Source organism: Streptomyces sp. NPDC047880 (genome assembly GCF_040706515.1).
Lineage (GTDB): Bacteria > Actinomycetota > Actinomycetes > Streptomycetales > Streptomycetaceae > Streptomyces.
Window position 1 is genome coordinate 145,984 of the sequence record NZ_JBEZOK010000018.1, and the last position, 15,909, is coordinate 161,892.

The following is a 15,909-nucleotide window of genomic DNA, read 5'->3' on the forward strand; positions in this document are numbered from 1 at the left end:
CGGCCCCGGCCCTCCCCCACCCCGACCGGCCGGGCACCCGGCTCCGGGCGCTCGGCCGGGATCTCGCTACAGCCGCGGGTCCACCGGCTCCGACTCCAGCGCCAGTACTCCGAACACCGCCTCGTGCACCCGCCACAACGGCTCGCCCTCGGCCAGCCGGTCCAGGGCCTCGAGGCCCAGGGCGTACTCGCGGATCGCCAGGGACCGCTTGTGGTTGAGGAAGCGCGAGCGCAGCCGGGCGAGGTTCTCCGGGCGGGTGTACTCCGGACCGTAGATGATCCTCAGGTACTCGCGGCCGCGGCACTTGATGCCGGGCTGCACCAGGCGGCCCTGGCCGTCGCGGACCACCGCGCCGACCGGCTTGACGACCATGCCCTCGCCGCCGCGGCCGGTCATCTCCAGCCACCAGTCGACGCCGGCCCGGACCGACTCCGGGTCGGCGGTGTCGACGTAGAGCCGGCGGGTGGTCTGCAGCAGCCCGCTGCCGTCGTGCTCGACGAGCCGGTCGAGCAGGGCGAGCTGCTCGTCGTGCGGCAGGCCGGCGAGGCTGCGCCCCTGCACCGCGAGGATCTGGAACGGCGCCAGGCGCACGCCCTCGAGCCCGTCCGTGGTCCAGCAGTAGCGGCGGTACGCCTCGGTGAACGCCGCGGCGTCCGTGGCGCGTTCACCGGTGCGGGTCAGCAGGCTCGCCACGTCCACGCCCCGGGCCGCCGCGCCCCGCAGCGCGCCCAGCGCCTGCGGGAGCACCGCGCCGGACGCGGCGCCCACGGCGGCGTACTGGGACCGCAGGAGCCCGGACGCCTTCAGCGACCAGGGCATCAACTCGGCGTCCAGCAGCAGCCAGTCCGTCTCCAGTTCGCCCCAGAGACCGGCCTCGCCGATCGCCGTGCGCAGTCGGTCCAGGATCTCCTCGGTGAGGCCGGCGTCGTCGAGGAAGGGACGGCCGGTGCGGGTGTAGAGGGACCCCGTGGGGCCGTCCACACCGAACCGCTTGCGGGCCGCCTCCGCGTCGCGGCACACCAGGGCCACCGCACGCGAACCCATGTGCTTCTCCTCGCACACGACCCGCGCGACACCGTCGTCCTTGTACTGGGCGAAGGCCTCCGCCGGGTGCTCCAGGTAGCCCTCGACGTGACTCGTGGCCGTCGGGGCCATGGTCGGCGGGAGGTACGGCAGGAGCCGTGGATCCACCGCGAAACGGCTCATGACCTCCAGGGCGGCCGCCGCGTTCTCCTCGCGGATCGAGACGCGGCCCTGGTGCCGGGTCTCCACGACCCTGCGGCCCCGCACGTCCGCCAGGTCCAGCGGACGGCCGTCCTGCCCGCCGGGCGCCTCCGTGCGCAGCGGCTTCGTCGGCTCGTACCAGACCCGCTCAGCGGGGACGTCGGCCAGCTCGCGCTCCGGCCAGCGCAGCGCGGTGAGCTTGCCGCCGAACACCGCGCCCGTGTCCAGGCAGATGGTGTTGTTCAGCCAGGTCGCCTCCGGCACCGGGGTGTGACCGTAGACGACCGCGGCCCGGCCCCGGTAGTCCTCCGCCCACGGGTAGCGCACCGGCAGGCCGAACTCGTCGGTCTCCCCGGTGGTGTCGCCGTACAGGGCGTGGCTGCGGACCCGGCCGGAGGTGCGGCCGTGGTACTTCTCGGGCAGACCGGCGTGGCAGACCACCAGCCGGCCGCCGTCGAGGACGTAGTGGCTGACGAGACCGTCGAGGAACTCCCGCACCTCGGCGAGGAACTCCTCGCTCTCGCCCGCCATCTGCTCGATGGTCTCGGCGAGGCCGTGGGTGTGCCGGACGTTGCGGCCGCGCAGGTAACGGCCGTACTTGTTCTCGTGGTTGCCGGGCACGCACAGGGCGTTGCCGGACTTCACCATCGCCATGACGCGGCGCAGCACGCCGGGGCTGTCCGGGCCGCGGTCGACGAGGTCGCCGACGAAGACGGCCGTGCGGCCCTCCGGGTGGACCCCGTCGACGTAGCCCAGCTTGGCCAGCAGCGCCTCCAGTTCGGCGGCGCAGCCGTGGATGTCGCCGATGATGTCGAACGGGCCGGTCAGGTGGGTCAGGTCGTTGAAGCGCTTCTCGGTGACGACCGTGGCGTGCTCGACCTCTTCCACACCGCGCAGGACGTGCACCTTGCGGAAACCCTCGCGCTCCAGGTGCCGGAGAGAGCGGCGCAGTTCGCGGGTGTGCCGGTGGATGACCCGGCGGGGCATGTCGGCACGGTCGGTGCGGGCCGCGTTGCGCTCGGCGCACACCTCCTCGGGCACGTCGAGCACGATCGCGATCGGCAGCACGTCGTACTGCCTGGCCAGGTCGATCAGCTGACGGCGGGCGTCGGACTGCACGCTGGTGGCGTCCACGACCGTGCGGCGGCCCGCGGCCAGGCGCTTGCCCGCGATGTAGTGCAGGACGTCGAAGGCGTCCTTGGTGGCGCCCTGGTCGTTCTCGTCGTCCGAGACGAGGCCGCGGCAGAAGTCGGAGGAGATGACCTCGGTGGGCTTGAAGTGCCTGCGGGCGAAGGTGGATTTGCCGGAGCCGGACGCCCCGATCAGCACCACCAGGGACAGGTCGGTGACGGGCAGCACGCGCCCCTGCGTCTCGTCGGTCATGCCGCCTTCGCCTCCTTCGGGGTGGTCATCGTGAACACGGCCATCTGGGTGGGCGGACCCACCTCGGGGTCGTCGGGGCCCACCGCGACGAACTCGACGCCGTAGCCGTGCCGTTCGGCCACCGCCTCGGACCAGGCGCGGAACTCGGCGCGGGTCCACTCGAAGCGGTGGTCGCCGTGCCGGACGTGCCCGGCCGGGAGGGACTCCCAGCGCACGTTGTACTCGACGTTCGGGGTGGTCACGAGGATTGTCCTCGGACGCGCCGAGCCGAACACCGCGTACTCCAGGGCGGGCAGCCGCGGCAGGTCGAGGTGCTCGACGACCTCGCTGAGCACGGCGGCGTCGTAGCCCTTGAGCCGGGCGTCGGTGTATGCGAGGGAGCCCTGGAAGAGCTGGACGCGGGAGGCCTGCCGCTCGCCCATGCGGTCCAGCTTGAGCCGCCGGGAGGCGATGGTGAGGGCGCGCATCGACACGTCGACACCGACGATCTCGGTGAACGCCGGGTCCTGGAGCAGGGTCTGCACCAACTGGCCCTGGCCGCAGCCGAGGTCGAGCACCCGGGTGGCCCCGGCCTGCCGCAGCGCCGTGACGATCGCCTCGCGGCGCTGCACGGCCAGCGGGGTGGGCTTCTCCTCGGCCTCCGTCTCCGCCTCGACGGCGTTGTCGATCTCCTCGACCTCGCTGTCGTCGGTCTCGGCGAGCCGCACCAGCTCGAGGCGCTCGGTGGCCTGCCGGGTCAGCGACCAGCGGCGCGAGAGGTATCGGCTGGTGATCAGCCGCTGCTCCGGGTGGCCGGGCAGCCAGCCCTCGCCGACGCGCAGCAGTTTGTCGACCTCGTCGGGGGCGACCCAGTAGTGCTTGGCGTCGTCGAGGACCGGGAGCAGGACGTAGAGGTGGCGCAGGGACTCGGCGAGGGTGAGCGTGTCCGATTCCAGGACGAGGCTCACGTACCGCGAGTCGCCCCACTCGGGGAACGCGGTGTCCAGTGCCACCGGCTCGGCGGTGACGGCCCAGCCGAGCGGCTCGAAGAGCTTGCGTACGAGGCCGGGGCCGCCGCGGGCGGGCAGCGCGGGCACCTCGACGCGCAGCGGCCTGGCCTGGCCGGGCAGCTCCGGCCGGGCGTTGCAGACACCCTTCATCGCGCTGGAGAAGACGTTGCTCAGCGCCACGGCGAGCAGGGAAGAGGCCGCGTAGGGGCGGTCGTTGACGTACTGCGCGAGGACCGCGTCCGGGGCGCCGCCGCGGCCCTTGCCCTTGCCGCGCCTGACCAGTGCCACCGCGTCCACCTCCAGCAGCAGCGCCGCCGTGCAGCGTTCGGTTTCCGCCTCGGGGTAGAGGACGTGAGCCGTGCCGTAGGAGGTGGAGAACGCCTGCGCCTTGTCGGGATGCTTGTGCAGCAGGTAGCCGAGGTCGGTGGCGGGGCGTTCCGGCGTGCCGGTGGTCGTGATCGTCAGGAACATGCGGAGGGCCTCTCCGGCTGGGCGGATGTTTCGGTGCCGAACGCGCGAGAGCCCCCAGGAACGGTGATCCTGGGGGCTCGGCAGGACGACGTCCACAGCTTCGCACACCTGTGCCCACCAGCGCCTTCGGTTATCGAGGGCGGCCGGGAGGGCCCGGCTACGACAGCTGCGACTGCACCTGCGCGGAGATCAGTTCCAGGTGGTCGAGGTCGTCCAGGTCGAGGACCTGGAGGTAGATGCGGCTCGAGCCGATCTCGGCGTAGCGGCCGATCTTGTCGACGACCTCGGCCGGGGAGCCGGCCAGGCCGTTGCGCTTCAGCTCGTCGGCCTCGCGGCCGATCGCGGCGGCCCGGCGGGCGACTTCCGCCTCGTCCCGGCCGACGCAGACGACGAGGGCGTTGGAGTAGGTCAGTTCGTCGCCGCTGCGGCCCGCTTCCTCGGCGGCGGCACGGACCCGGCCGAACTGGCGCTCGCTGTCCTCGACCGAGGCGAACGGCATGTTGAACTCGTCGGCGTACTTCGCGGCCAGCCGCGGGGTGCGGGACGGGCCGTGGCCGCCGACGAGCACGGGGATCTTCTCCTGGGCCGGCTTGGGCAGGGCGGGAGAGTCCGTGAGGTCGTAGTAGGAGCCGTGGAAGTCGAAGGTCTTGCCCGCCTCCGTCGCCCACAGGCCGGTGACGATCTCCAGCTGCTCCTCGAGGCGGGCGAACTTCTCCTTGGGGAAGGGGATGCCGTAGGCCTTGTGCTCCTCCTCGAACCAGCCGGCGCCGAGCCCGAGTTCGACGCGGCCGCCGGACATCTGGTCGACCTGGGCGACCTGGATGGCGAGCACGCCGGGCAGCCGGAAGGTGCCGGCGGTCATCAGGGTGCCGAGCCGGATGCGCTTGGTCTCGCGGGCGAGTCCGGCCAGGGTGATCCAGGCGTCCGTGGGGCCGGGCAGGCCGTCCACGCTGCCCATGCGCAGGTAGTGGTCGGAACGGAAGAAGGCGTCGAAGCCGAGGTCCTCGGTGGCCTTGGCGACAGTGAGCAGAGTGTCGTAGGTGGCCCCCTGCTGGGGCTCGGTGAAGATGCGAAGATCCATGCTTCCATCCTGCCCGCCGGGGGGCGCGATCAGCATTTCGGTCCCCCGCACCGGCCGGTGCCCGGTCGGGTGAAATCACGTCAGTACCGCGGGGTCCGGGCGACCGGGCCGGCGACCGGCTCCGGCGCTGGCTGCCGGACGGCGGGGGCCGTGAGCCCCCGGGGCGGCGGGGAACGCCGAACGCGCGGCCGCTGGGCCCCGCCGGCGGATCATGTGGCTTCTCGCGTCCCGGCACGTTGGCACGCCCATGGGGCGGGGAGGTCCCACGAACGAGGAATGGGCCCGGCTGAAGCCGCATCCGCCAGGGCACCGTGACCTTCGTGGCGATCCGGTTCCGGCTTCGGGGGTGGATCCATTGTCCCGCTCCAGGGAGCCGTCTGTCACCGTTCTCCGGAATGATCTTTACACCCGATATGCGCCTCTAGGCTTGCGGGCGGATGCCGAGCACCGATCCGACCTGGGAGTTGAGAGTGGCGCACGACGTTGCCGCGCTGGCGGCGGAACTCACGGACATGGCCGCGGCCGATCACGACTGCGCAGTCCGGGCGAACAGCGACGACCCCGTTGAGCAGTTGGCGTGGCGGCGGCTGACCGCGCGGCACGGCGACCGGCTCGGCGAGATCATGGACGAATACGGCTGGCCGACGGCGGAACTGGTCGGCGAGGAGGCCGCACGCGCCGCATGGCTGATCGCCCAGCACGCCGACCGGCAGCTCGGCATCCAGCGACGCGCCCTCCAGCTGATGCAGCAGGCGGTGTCAGCAGGCTCGACCGGCCTGCGCGAGCTGGCCTTCCTCCGCGACCGCACGCTGGTCAATGAGGGCCGTCAGCAGATCTACGGCACTCAGATCGCCGGTGTGAAGGACGGGGCACCAGTTCCGTGGCCCTGCGAGGAACCCGAGCGGATGGACGAACTCCGTGCGGAAGTCGGCATCGAGCCCTTCGACGAGTACGTCGCCAAGTTCTCCATGACCTGACACCCCGCTCCCGGGCGCGCCCTACCCCGCCTCCCTCTCCGGCAGGGTCTGTTCCCGGTCAGCGAGTCTGCGGAGCATCTCCAGGACGCGGTCGCGGGACTCGTCCGCCGCGTCGATGGCCTCCATGCACTGCCAGTACGTGCCCTCGTCGTCGGCGGCGCTGGCCAGGGCGACGAGGGCGATACCGACCTCGCCGAGGAGGCCGCCGAGGTACATCAGGGTGTGGCGGGCGTCGCCCAACTCGGTGAGCTGACCCGCCCGCAGCTCACCGGGGGCGAGTTCCGGCGGGTCGAGGACACCGCACCCCCGGCCCGCCAGCTCCGTCAACCCCAGTGCCTCGCCGCGCAGTTCAGGCGGCCCGGCGACCGCCAGGCGGCTGCCGATCGCCTGCGCGAGGGCCTGCGCCTGCCATACCTCGGCCAGGGTCTCCCGCGCGTCGCCGCCCGCCGCCAGGGATCGCCTGCTCGTCACGATGAGCCGCACCGCGTCCATGCGCTGCCCCCGTCCGTCCGACGCGCCGCGCGCGTCCGTCTGCCCGCACTCCCTAGTTCACTACCCAGCGTGAGGGGGTGTGAGACGAAAAGCCAGAGGAAGGCGGAAATCTAGGGACAACAATTCGGATTCGGACCGCGATTCAACTACGGAGAGTACAAGTGGACGGCTTCGCTCCAGACGGCGGGGCACGCCCGCTAGATCGGGAACCTCCGTTCGTTCCGGTCGATCTTCGCGTTCAGCGCCGCCAGCGGGTCGATGCCCAGCACCTCGCACAGCTGGAGCAGATACGCGAGCACGTCGGCGACCTCGTCCGTGACGCGGTGCGCGGTGTCCGGGTCGGCCATCACCCGCGCCGACTCCTCGGGCGTCAGCCACTGGAAGATCTCGACCAGTTCGGACGCCTCGACGCTGAGGGCCGAGGCCAGGTTCTTGGGTGTGTGGTACGGCTGCCATTTCCGGGCGGCGGCGAACTCGGCGAGCCGCCGCTGCAGGGTCGCCACGTCCGGAGGTTCGCCGCTGGGGCCGGGCTGCGATGCGTCCAGTGGATCAGTCACGGTCCAGGTGTACCACCGTCGCCCCTGCCGTCCCCGCGGCGCACGAGCCGTCGCCGACCGCTCCGACGAGCCGGATGTGCCCCCGCTCGCACATCCGGGCCGCGAGGCCCAGCAACTGCCGTTGCTGCCGCGGGTCCAGACCCCGGTCGAATCCGTCGGCGAGGACCGTGAGTGTCTGGAGTGCGGCGGGCACCTCGCCTGCCGGATCGACCTCCAGCACACCGGGGCCGGTGAGGAGGACCAACGCGAAGGCGAGATAGCGGAGTTCGCCGTGCCCGAGCCGGCCCAGGTCCGTGTGGAGGCCGTGGCCCCGGTCGACCGCGGCGGCGACCGTTCCGTTGCCGTTCAGCCGGGCGAGCACGTCCGTCACCGGCCCGGTGCAGCCGGCCCGGGCCGCCGCCACGAACTGCGCGTGCCGCCGCCCGCACTCGGCGCGGGTGCGCCAGAGCACGTCTGCGAGGTTGCCGCAGCCGCCCAGGAGGCGACCGGACCCGGCCTGCACGGGGCCGCGCATGAGGGCGGGCTGAGGGTCGCAGGCGAAGGCGGAGCGCAGGGCCACGACCATCTGCTCGGCCGCGGCCAGCACCCTGCGCTGCCCGGGTGTCGTTCCGGCGACGCGCAGGGGCAGCATTGCCGTGCCGAGCCGGTCGTCCGGGAGCGGACCGCGGGTCACGGGCGTCGGCCCTGCCGTGTGCCAGGCGGCCTGCACGGCGCGCTTGCCCGGGTCGCGCAGGGCGGTCTCCAGGAGGACCAGGCTGTCGGCCGTCAACCGCTCACCCACGACGCGCAGTTCGGGTTCGGCCTGTACGGCCACGTCGAGGCGGACCGGACCGGCGGGGCCGTCGGCCGTGCAGCCGATGCGGAAGCCTCGCCGACGCTGCGCGTCGGGCCGGGCCCGCTCCGGTACGCAGGCGACGGGATCGGGGAACACCGCACCGAGTTCGGCACCGCCCCCCAGCCGGGCGAGGGCCTCGTACGCCCGCAGCGCGCTGGTCTTGCCGCAGCCGCTCCGACCGGCGAGGAGGGTGAGGGGCCCGAGCGGGAACGCGGCGCGGCGGTGGGTGGTGAAGGCCGCCAGCCGCAGTTCGGTGACGCAGGGGCGGTCGGGGCGGTCGAGACCGTCAGGGAGTACGGGCGGGGTGGGGAGAGCGGGCTGGGTCATGTCCGGACCGTAGGGTTCCGCGCACGGGACGAACCGTTCCGTCTTCGCGGGTTCCCCAGATCGGGTTACCGCCTACACCCCCGGAAGCCCGGCGCCCTCCATCAACCCCGTCACCTCGGTCCCCGCCGGCGTCAGCAGGAACACGTTGCGGTCCACCCGGTGCATCCCGCTGGCCAGGCCGAAGACCACGCCCGTGCTGAAGTCGAGGACCCGCTTGGCGACCTCCGTCTCCGCGGCGGTGAGGTCGAGGAGGACGGGGACGCCCGCCATCAGCCGCTCGGCGACGTCCCGGGCGTCGGCGAAGACATTCACCCGCAGGACGACGAAACGGCGGCGGGTCTCCGTCTCGGCCTCGGGTATGGACCGGTGGCCCACCGAGGACGGCCAGGCGTCCCGGCCCCGCAGCGGCACGACCTGGGCGAGCCCCTCCCACTGTTCGTCGGTGACATCGTGGCTGTTCACCGGCATGCTCCGTCCTGGCTCGCGCTCGCTGTCTGCATCGGGCAATTCTTGCGCAGAGTCACCCGTTCGGCCCAATGCGACACGCTCCGCGACCTCAATGCACCTCACAACGGCCAGAAGGCGGCTGTGTGACGGGCGTAACTCCCGATGATCAAGCCGTGTGACAGAGGCGTAACGGGCGATTCGTACCGTCGGGGTATGACCACGACCCCCGGAGACCGGCCGGACACGCGGCAGGTGCGCACCGTCTGTTCGTACTGCGGTGTCGGCTGCGGTCTCGTGCTCGACGTGGGGACGGGCCCGGACGGGCGGCGCACGGTACTGAAGGCGTCCGGTGACAAGGCGCACCCGGCGAACGCGGGGCGGCTGTGCACCAAGGGCGCGACCACGGCCGACCTGCTCGCCGCGCCCGGGCGGCTGACCGGCGCGCTGGTGCGGGACGGCCGGGGCGAGGAGGGGGTGCCGGTACCCGTGGCCGACGCCATCGCCGAGACGGCGGCGCGGCTGCGGGCGATCGTCGACGAGCACGGGCCCGACGCGGTCGCCTTCTACGTGTCCGGGCAGATGAGCCTGGAGGCGCAGTATCTGGCGAACAAGCTGGCCAAGGGGTTCGTGGGGACGAACCGGATCGAGTCGAACTCGCGACTGTGCATGGCGAGCGCGGGCACCGGATACAAGCTGTCGCTGGGCGCGGACGGGCCGCCCGGGTCGTACGAGGACTTCGACCGGGCGGACGCCTTCCTCGTCATCGGGTCGAACATGGCCGACTGCCATCCGATCCTGTTCCTGCGGATGATGGAGCGGGTCAAGACGGGCGCCAAGCTGATCGTCGTCGACCCCCGGCGGACCGCGACCGCGGCCAAGGCGGATCTGTTCCTCCAGGTCAGGCCGGGGACGGACCTCGCGTTGCTGAACGGTCTGCTGCACCTGCTGCACCAGGACGGGCACACCGACCCGGACTTCGTCGCGGCCCACACCGAGGGCTGGGAGGCCCTGCCCGAATTCCTCGCCGACTACCACCCGGGCGCCGTCGCGGGGATCACCGGCCTGGCCGAGGACGACCTGCGCGAGGCGGCCCGGATCATCGGCGCGGCGGGCAGGCGGTGGATGAGCTGCTGGACCATGGGGCTCAACCAGTCCACCCACGGCACCTGGAACACCAACGCCCTGGTCAATCTGCATCTGGCGACGGGGGCGATCTGCCGTCCGGGCGCCGGTCCGTTCTCCCTGACCGGGCAGCCCAACGCGATGGGCGGGCGCGAGATGGGCTACATGGGGCCGGGGCTTCCCGGTCAGCGGTCGGTGCTCGTCGAGGAGGAGCGGGCGTTCACCGAGGAGGTGTGGGAGCTGCCGCCGGGGACGCTGCGGGCCGACGGGGCCGGGCAGGGCACCGTCGACATGTTCCGGCGGATGGCCGACGGGGAGATCAAGGCCTGCTGGATCATCTGCACCAACCCGGTCGCCTCGGTCGCCAACCGCCGTACGGTCATCGAGGGTCTTGAGGCCGCCGAGTTCGTCGTCACGCAGGACGTGTTCACGGACACCGAGACAAACGCGTACGCCGACGTCGTCCTGCCCGGCGCGATGTGGACGGAGGCCGAGGGGGTGTTCGTCAACAGCGAGCGCAACCTCACGCTGACCCAGCAGGCGGCGGACCCGCCCGGGGAGGCGATGGCCGACTGGCGGATCATCGCCGAGGTGGCGCGCGCGATGGGGTACGAGAAGGGCTTCTCGTACGACAGCGCCGAGCAGGTCTTCGACGAGATCAGGCGGTTCTGGAACCCGAAGACCGGCTGGGACCTGCGCGGGGTGACCTACGAGCGGCTGCGGGAGACACCCGTGCAGTGGCCGGCCGCGCGGCAGGACGGGCCGGATCGCAATCCGGTCCGGTACGTGGGTGAAGAGGGGCTGCGTTTCCCCACGGCTTCCGGGCGGGCCGTGTTCTTCGCGCGGCCGCACCTGCCCGCCGCCGAACTGCCGGACGACGACTATCCGTTCGTGCTCAACACCGGGCGGGTGCAGCACCAGTGGCACACGCTCACCAAGACCGGGAAGGTCGCTAAGCTCAGCAAGCTGAATCCCAGGCCGTTCGTGGAGCTGCATCCCGAGGACGCCGCGGCGCTCGGGGCCGATGAGGGCGACCTCGTCGAGGTGGCCTCGCGGCGCGGGCGTGCCGTGCTGCCTGCCGTGGTGACCGACCGGGTGCGGCAGGGCTGCTGCTTCGCGCCCTTCCACTGGAACGACCTGTTCGGGGAGTACTTGAGCATCAACGCGGTGACGAACGACGCGGTCGATCCGCTGTCGTTCCAGCCGGAGTTCAAGGCGTGTGCGGTGTCGCTGGCGAAGGTGGCGGCCCCTGCGCCTCTGGCAGCGGCGCCCGCGCCGGAGGCACCGGCCCTGATGCCCACGACGGTGGCGCCGGGCCCCGTGAACCCCTTCGGCCTCGAACCCTCCCCTCCCCCGGTGCTCTCCGCGCAGGAGCGCCGGTACCTCACCGGCTTCCTCGCCGGGCTCGGCTCGGGCGCCCCCGGCGTGCCGGTGCTGCCGCCCGACGCGCCCTTCTCCCCCGAGCACGCGCTGTGGGTGAACGGCGTCCTGGCCGGCATGTACTCACGGACCGGGACGGCCGCGCCGCAGGAGCGGCCCGGCCGTGAGGTCGTGGTGCTGTGGGCCTCGCAGACCGGCAACGCGGAGGAGTTCGCCACGGCCACGGCCGAGCGGCTGACCTCGACGGGGCACCGTACGACCCTGGTCGGCATGGACGACGCCGACGTCGGGACACTCGCGCGCACGGCCGATCTGCTCTTCATCACCAGCACGTTCGGGGACGGCGACGCTCCCGACAACGGCTCAGGCTTCTGGGACGCGCTCTCCGGGGAGCGGGCCCCGCGGCTGGACGGGGTGCGGTACGCCGTTCTGGCCTTCGGCGACTCCTCGTACGACGACTTCTGCGGGCACGGGCGGCGGCTGGACGCGCGGCTCGACGAGCTCGGCGGGGTGCGGCTGGCCCCGCGCACGGACTGCGAGCCGGACTTCGAGCCGTCCGCCGGACAGTGGCTCGACCAGGTGCTGTCGGCGCTGGGCGGCACGGCTGCCGCCCCCGCCGCCGAGCCACGGCCGAGGGCGAAACCCGTCACCACGGCCCGGCTCGTCGGCAACCGGCTGCTGAGCGGGGCCGGGGCGGGCAAGGAGGTCCGGCGGTTCACCTTCGACACGAGCGGGACGGACCTGGCGTACGAGGCCGGGGACGCGCTGGGGGTGCGGCCGGTCAACGCGCCCTCGCTGGTGGCGGAGTGGCTTGCGGTGACGGGGGTGGACGCCGAGGCGGCCGTGACGGTCGACGGGGTCGGCGAGGTGCCGTTCGGCGAGGCGCTGCACCGGCATCTCGACATCACCCGGATCAGCCCCGACCTGCTCCGCTTCGTCGCCGAACGTGCCCGGGACAGGCACGAGTTGCGCCGGTTGCTGCGACCGGACAACAAGGACGGGCTGGCGCAGTGGAGTTGGGGGCGGCAGGCCGTGGACGTGCTCGCCGAGTACGCGGTGCGGGCGGGCGCACAGGAGTGGGCCGGGGTCCTGCGCAGGCTCCAGCCGCGGCTGTACTCCATATCCTCGAGCCCGCTGGCCGACCCCCGCCGGGTGGCGCTGACGGTGTCCGTGGTCCGGTACGAGAACCTGCACGGCCGGGCGCGCGGCGGGGTCTGCTCGCCGTACCTCGCGGACGCCGAACCGGACACGGAGGTGCCGGTGTTCGTGCAGCGCTCTCCGCACTTCCGGCCGCCTGCCGACGCCTCGACCCCGATGATCATGGTCGGGCCGGGCACCGGCGTGGCGCCCTTCGTCGGTTTCCTCCAGGAGCGGCGGGCGCTCGGTCACCGGGCCCCCAACTGGCTGTTCTTCGGGGAGCAGCACCGGGCGACGGACTTCTACTACGAGGACGAACTGACGGCGCTGCTCGGCGAGGGCACGCTCACGCGGCTGGACACCGCCTTCTCCCGGGACCAGCGCAACAAGGTGTACGTGCAGGACCGGATGCGCGAACACGGGCCGGAGCTGTGGCACTGGCTGCGCGACGGGGCCCGCTTCTACGTCTGCGGTGACGCCTCCCGGATGGCGAAGGACGTGGACCGCGCGCTGCGGGACATCGCGGTGGCGCACGGGGGGCTGGGCGAGGCCGAGGCCACCGCGTACGTCAAGCAGCTGGCGGCGGACAAGCGGTACGTGCGGGACGTGTACTGACCCGGTGGGCCCTCACCCGCCCTCGCCCCGTTGCCGGCCGTGCCGCTGCTGTGGCCGGGACACGGCGGTGCACCGGTGACGGGGGTGAGCGCGTCGCCGCAGACCCTGTCGGGCGCGGATGTGGCCCGCCACCTGCTGAAGGGGCCTCGGCCCCGCTCTCCGAGACGGTCACCGAGGCCCTGGCCCGCTTCATGGGGCCCGGCCGATGTGCGGCGACGCGGGGGCTCGTACCGGATCTCACGGGGGGACTCCGGCGAGGAGTGAACCGTGCACGGGGGCCCCGCGCACCCGGGCGGCCTCATCTACACGGTCGCAGAAATCCGGGAACACCGGCGCGACGGCGAGCGTTGTACCGCAGACACACCACCCGTCCAAGGAGCACCTTCTTGTCCGCCAGACCGACGGACCCTCCGGGGCACAGTCCCCGACCATCCCGCCACGGCACCAGTGATCGCGGCACACGGCGGGGTGGTGTCGGGTGAGTGCCGCAGAAGCCCTTCTGGGCCTGCTCGCCGTGTTCGTGCTGACCGCCGGCACCGGCTACTTCGTCGCCCAGGAGTTCGCCTACGTCTCCGCCGACCGGCTCACCCTCGCGCGTGAGGCCGAGGCCGGGGACCACAGGGCCGCCCGTGCCCTCAAGGTGCTGGAGCGGCTGTCGTTCATGCTGTCCGGCGCGCAGCTCGGCATCACCGTCACCGGCCTGGTGGTCGGCTTCATCGCCGAGCCGTCGGTGTCCGCGCTGCTCAGGCCCGCCCTTTCAGGCCTCGGCCTGCCCGACGCGGCCGTCGGCACGCTCGCCGTGGCGCTCGCCTTCGTGCTGGCCACGGTCGTGCAGATGGTCCTCGGCGAACTCGCCCCGAAGAACCTCGCGATCGCCGTGCCCGAGCGGCTGGCGAAGGCGCTGGCTCCGTCCACCCTGGCGTATCTGAAGATCGTCGGCCCCGTCGTACGGATCTTCGACGCAGCGGCCGACCGGCTGCTGCGCAAGGCCGGGATCGAGCCCGTCGAGGAGCTGCACCACGGCGCCACGCTGGAGGAGCTCGGACATCTGATCGGCGAGTCCCACGAGCAGGGCGAACTGCCCGGTGACACCGCCGCGCTGCTGGACCACGCGCTGGAATTCTCCGAGCGCACCCTGCACGAGGTGATGGTGCCGCGTGCCGACGCCGTGTTCGTCCGCAAGGACGCCGGTGCCGAGGAGGCGGTCGGCCTGATCGCACGGCACGGCCACTCCAACTACCCGGTGCTCGGCGACCATCCGGACGACATCGTCGGCGTGCTGGGCGTGCGCGAGCTGATGGCGCTGCCCGCCGCGCGTCTGGCCGGCGCACGGGCCGGTGACGTGGCCCGGCGGCCGCTGCTGCTGCCGGACACGCTCGCACTGCCCGACGCGGTGGCGCGGATGCGGGAGCACGACGACGAGTTCGCGGTCGTCCTGGACGAGCACGGCGGTGTCGCGGGCGTCGTCACGTACGAGGACATCGCCGAGGAGCTCGTCGGTGACATCGCCGACGAGTCCGACGAGGTCACCCTGCTCGCCGTCGCGGACGGCGACGGCTGGCTGGTCGACGCCGGCCGCCGGGTGGACGAGGTGGCCGAGGCGACCGGTCTCCGGCTCCCGGAGGACGACGACTACGACACCGTGGCCGGCCTGGTCGTGGACCGGCTGGGCCGCTTCCCGACGGTCGGTGACCGCGTCACGGTCGAGCTGGCCGAGGGCGGGCGGGCCGTGATCGACGTCCGCACGCTGGACCGGCACGTGGCCGACCGCGTCCGGATCGGTCTGCCGGCGGAGGCCGTGGAAGCCGAGGAGATGGCGTGAGTTTCCCGATGGCGGTCTTCGTGACCGTACTGCTGCTGATCGGCAGCGGATTCTTCGTCGCGGCCGAGTTCGCCCTCGTCGCCGCCAAACGGCACCGGATGGAGAAGGCGGCGGCCGAGGGCAGGCGCGGTGCCGGGGCGGCCCTGGCCGGCATGCGCGAGCTGTCACTGATGCTGGCCGGCGCCCAGCTGGGCATCACCGTGTGCACGCTGGGCCTGGGCTCGGTGTCCAAGCCGGCGATCTCGCACGAACTCGACCCGCTGCTGCACGCCCTGGGCCTGCCCGGCGCCGTGAGCTACGGAGTGGCGTTCGCCGTGGCGATGGTCGTGGTGGTGTTCCTGCACATGGTGGTCGGCGAGATGGCGCCCAAGTCGTGGGCGATCGCCCACCCCGAGCGGTCGGCGATGCTGCTGTCGCCGCCCTTCCGGGCGGTGGTGCGGACCGTGCGTCCGCTGATCCGGCTGCTCAACCGGGCGAGCAACGCCCTGGTACGGCTGTGCCGGGTGGCTCCGCGCGACGAGCTGGCCTCGGTGCACAACCGGGAGCAGCTCACCCGCCTGGTGGAGGAGTCGGAGCGGCTGGGCCTGATCAGCGCTACCGACTCGGAGCTGCTGACCCGTTCGCTGACCGAGCCGGAGACGCCGGTCATGGCGTTGCGCATCCCGGCCGCCGAGATCAGCTGGATCGAGGGCGCAGCGGACCTGGACGCGCTGCTGCGTTTCGCCGCCGAGCACGACCGCACCCGGCTGCTGGTCCGGGAGAACGGCACCGCCCTCGGCTCGGTGCACGCCCGGGACGCGCTGGTGGCCCGGGCCCGCGGCGGCCGGGCCACGACCGCGCGGGACCTCGCCCGGCCGGTGCCCGAGCTGACGGAGACCACCACGGTCGCCGAGGCGATCGAGGTGCTGCGCCGCCGCCGGTCGTCCCTGGCCGTGGTCCGCGACCGCTCCGGCCGCCTGTCCGGCCTGGTCACCCTGGACGACCTGCTGGCCCGGCTGCTCCAGCCGGCCGCCCTGGGCTGAGCAGGCAGGGGCGTGGCCTGGCGGCAGG

At 72.7% G+C, this 15,909-nt stretch carries 11 protein-coding genes; 4 read left to right on the top strand and 7 right to left on the bottom strand.

The features are described from left to right. Positions 1 to 66: 66 nt before the first annotated feature. The 3 genes from AB0937_RS25495 to AB0937_RS25505 form a co-directional block, all read right to left on the bottom strand. Positions 67 to 2,607, bottom strand: coding sequence for a polynucleotide kinase-phosphatase (locus tag AB0937_RS25495; protein WP_366714500.1), 2,541 nt, complete (start codon positions 2,605 to 2,607; stop codon positions 67 to 69). Then, entirely contained in the window at positions 2,604 to 4,067 is a 1,464-nt protein-coding gene (locus AB0937_RS25500) for a 3' terminal RNA ribose 2'-O-methyltransferase Hen1 (RefSeq protein WP_366714501.1), read from the bottom strand. The genes AB0937_RS25495 and AB0937_RS25500 overlap by 4 nt, the downstream gene beginning before the upstream one ends. Before the next feature lie 157 nt (positions 4,068 to 4,224). Next, positions 4,225 to 5,148, bottom strand: a complete 924-nt coding sequence (locus AB0937_RS25505) for an LLM class F420-dependent oxidoreductase (RefSeq protein WP_366714502.1) — start codon at positions 5,146 to 5,148, stop codon at positions 4,225 to 4,227. A gap of 470 nt (positions 5,149 to 5,618) precedes the next feature. On the opposite strand from AB0937_RS25505, the gene AB0937_RS25510 reads away from it, so the two are divergent. Then, on the top strand, positions 5,619 to 6,125 hold the full coding sequence (locus AB0937_RS25510; protein WP_366714503.1) for a DUF6624 domain-containing protein: 507 nt from the start codon (positions 5,619 to 5,621) through the stop codon (positions 6,123 to 6,125). Between the two features lie 21 nt (positions 6,126 to 6,146). Here AB0937_RS25510 and AB0937_RS25515 read toward each other — a convergent pair whose 3' ends face one another. The 4 genes from AB0937_RS25515 to AB0937_RS25530 all read right to left on the bottom strand — a co-directional run bounded on the left by AB0937_RS25515 (position 6,147) and on the right by AB0937_RS25530 (position 8,804). Beyond that, entirely contained in the window at positions 6,147 to 6,617 is a 471-nt protein-coding gene (locus tag AB0937_RS25515) for a DUF6099 family protein (RefSeq protein ID WP_366714504.1), read from the bottom strand. A gap of 197 nt (positions 6,618 to 6,814) precedes the next feature. Further along, positions 6,815 to 7,174: a nucleotide pyrophosphohydrolase gene (locus AB0937_RS25520; protein WP_366714505.1), complete on the bottom strand. Its 360-nt coding sequence runs from the start codon at positions 7,172 to 7,174 to the stop codon at positions 6,815 to 6,817. Beyond that, positions 7,167 to 8,336: an ATP-binding protein gene (locus tag AB0937_RS25525; protein ID WP_366714506.1), complete on the bottom strand. Its 1,170-nt coding sequence runs from the start codon at positions 8,334 to 8,336 to the stop codon at positions 7,167 to 7,169. Before AB0937_RS25525 ends, AB0937_RS25520 begins: the two co-directional genes overlap by 8 nt. A gap of 72 nt (positions 8,337 to 8,408) precedes the next feature. Beyond that, on the bottom strand, positions 8,409 to 8,804 hold the full coding sequence (locus AB0937_RS25530; protein ID WP_366714507.1) for a cell division protein SepF: 396 nt from the start codon (positions 8,802 to 8,804) through the stop codon (positions 8,409 to 8,411). A 192-nt stretch (positions 8,805 to 8,996) separates the two neighbouring features. Between AB0937_RS25530 and AB0937_RS25535 the strand changes: the two genes are divergently transcribed. From AB0937_RS25535 to AB0937_RS25545, 3 genes are all read left to right on the top strand, one after another. Further along, positions 8,997 to 13,037, top strand: a complete 4,041-nt coding sequence (locus AB0937_RS25535) for a bifunctional nitrate reductase/sulfite reductase flavoprotein subunit alpha (RefSeq protein ID WP_366714508.1) — start codon at positions 8,997 to 8,999, stop codon at positions 13,035 to 13,037. A 478-nt stretch (positions 13,038 to 13,515) separates the two neighbouring features. Beyond that, a complete protein-coding gene (locus AB0937_RS25540) occupies positions 13,516 to 14,859 on the top strand; it encodes a hemolysin family protein (RefSeq protein WP_366714509.1) in 1,344 nt (447 codons plus the stop codon). Continuing rightward, positions 14,856 to 15,881: a hemolysin family protein gene (locus tag AB0937_RS25545; RefSeq protein ID WP_366714510.1), complete on the top strand. Its 1,026-nt coding sequence runs from the start codon at positions 14,856 to 14,858 to the stop codon at positions 15,879 to 15,881. Before AB0937_RS25540 ends, AB0937_RS25545 begins: the two co-directional genes overlap by 4 nt. Positions 15,882 to 15,909: the final 28 nt, after the last annotated feature.

What these genes read in the sequence shown, in the direction of transcription:
- AB0937_RS25495 (WP_366714500.1), bottom strand. Translation starts at nt 2,607, where the DNA reads ATGACCGACGAGACGCAGGGGCGCGTGCTGCCCGTCACCGACCTGTCC.
- AB0937_RS25500 (WP_366714501.1), bottom strand. Translation starts at nt 4,067, where the DNA reads ATGTTCCTGACGATCACGACCACCGGCACGCCGGAACGCCCCGCCACC.
- AB0937_RS25505 (WP_366714502.1), bottom strand. Translation starts at nt 5,148, where the DNA reads ATGGATCTTCGCATCTTCACCGAGCCCCAGCAGGGGGCCACCTACGAC.
- AB0937_RS25515 (WP_366714504.1), bottom strand. Translation starts at nt 6,617, where the DNA reads ATGGACGCGGTGCGGCTCATCGTGACGAGCAGGCGATCCCTGGCGGCG.
- AB0937_RS25525 (WP_366714506.1), bottom strand. Translation starts at nt 8,336, where the DNA reads ATGACCCAGCCCGCTCTCCCCACCCCGCCCGTACTCCCTGACGGTCTC.
- AB0937_RS25530 (WP_366714507.1), bottom strand. Translation starts at nt 8,804, where the DNA reads ATGCCGGTGAACAGCCACGATGTCACCGACGAACAGTGGGAGGGGCTC.
- AB0937_RS25535 (WP_366714508.1), top strand. Translation starts at nt 8,997, where the DNA reads ATGACCACGACCCCCGGAGACCGGCCGGACACGCGGCAGGTGCGCACC.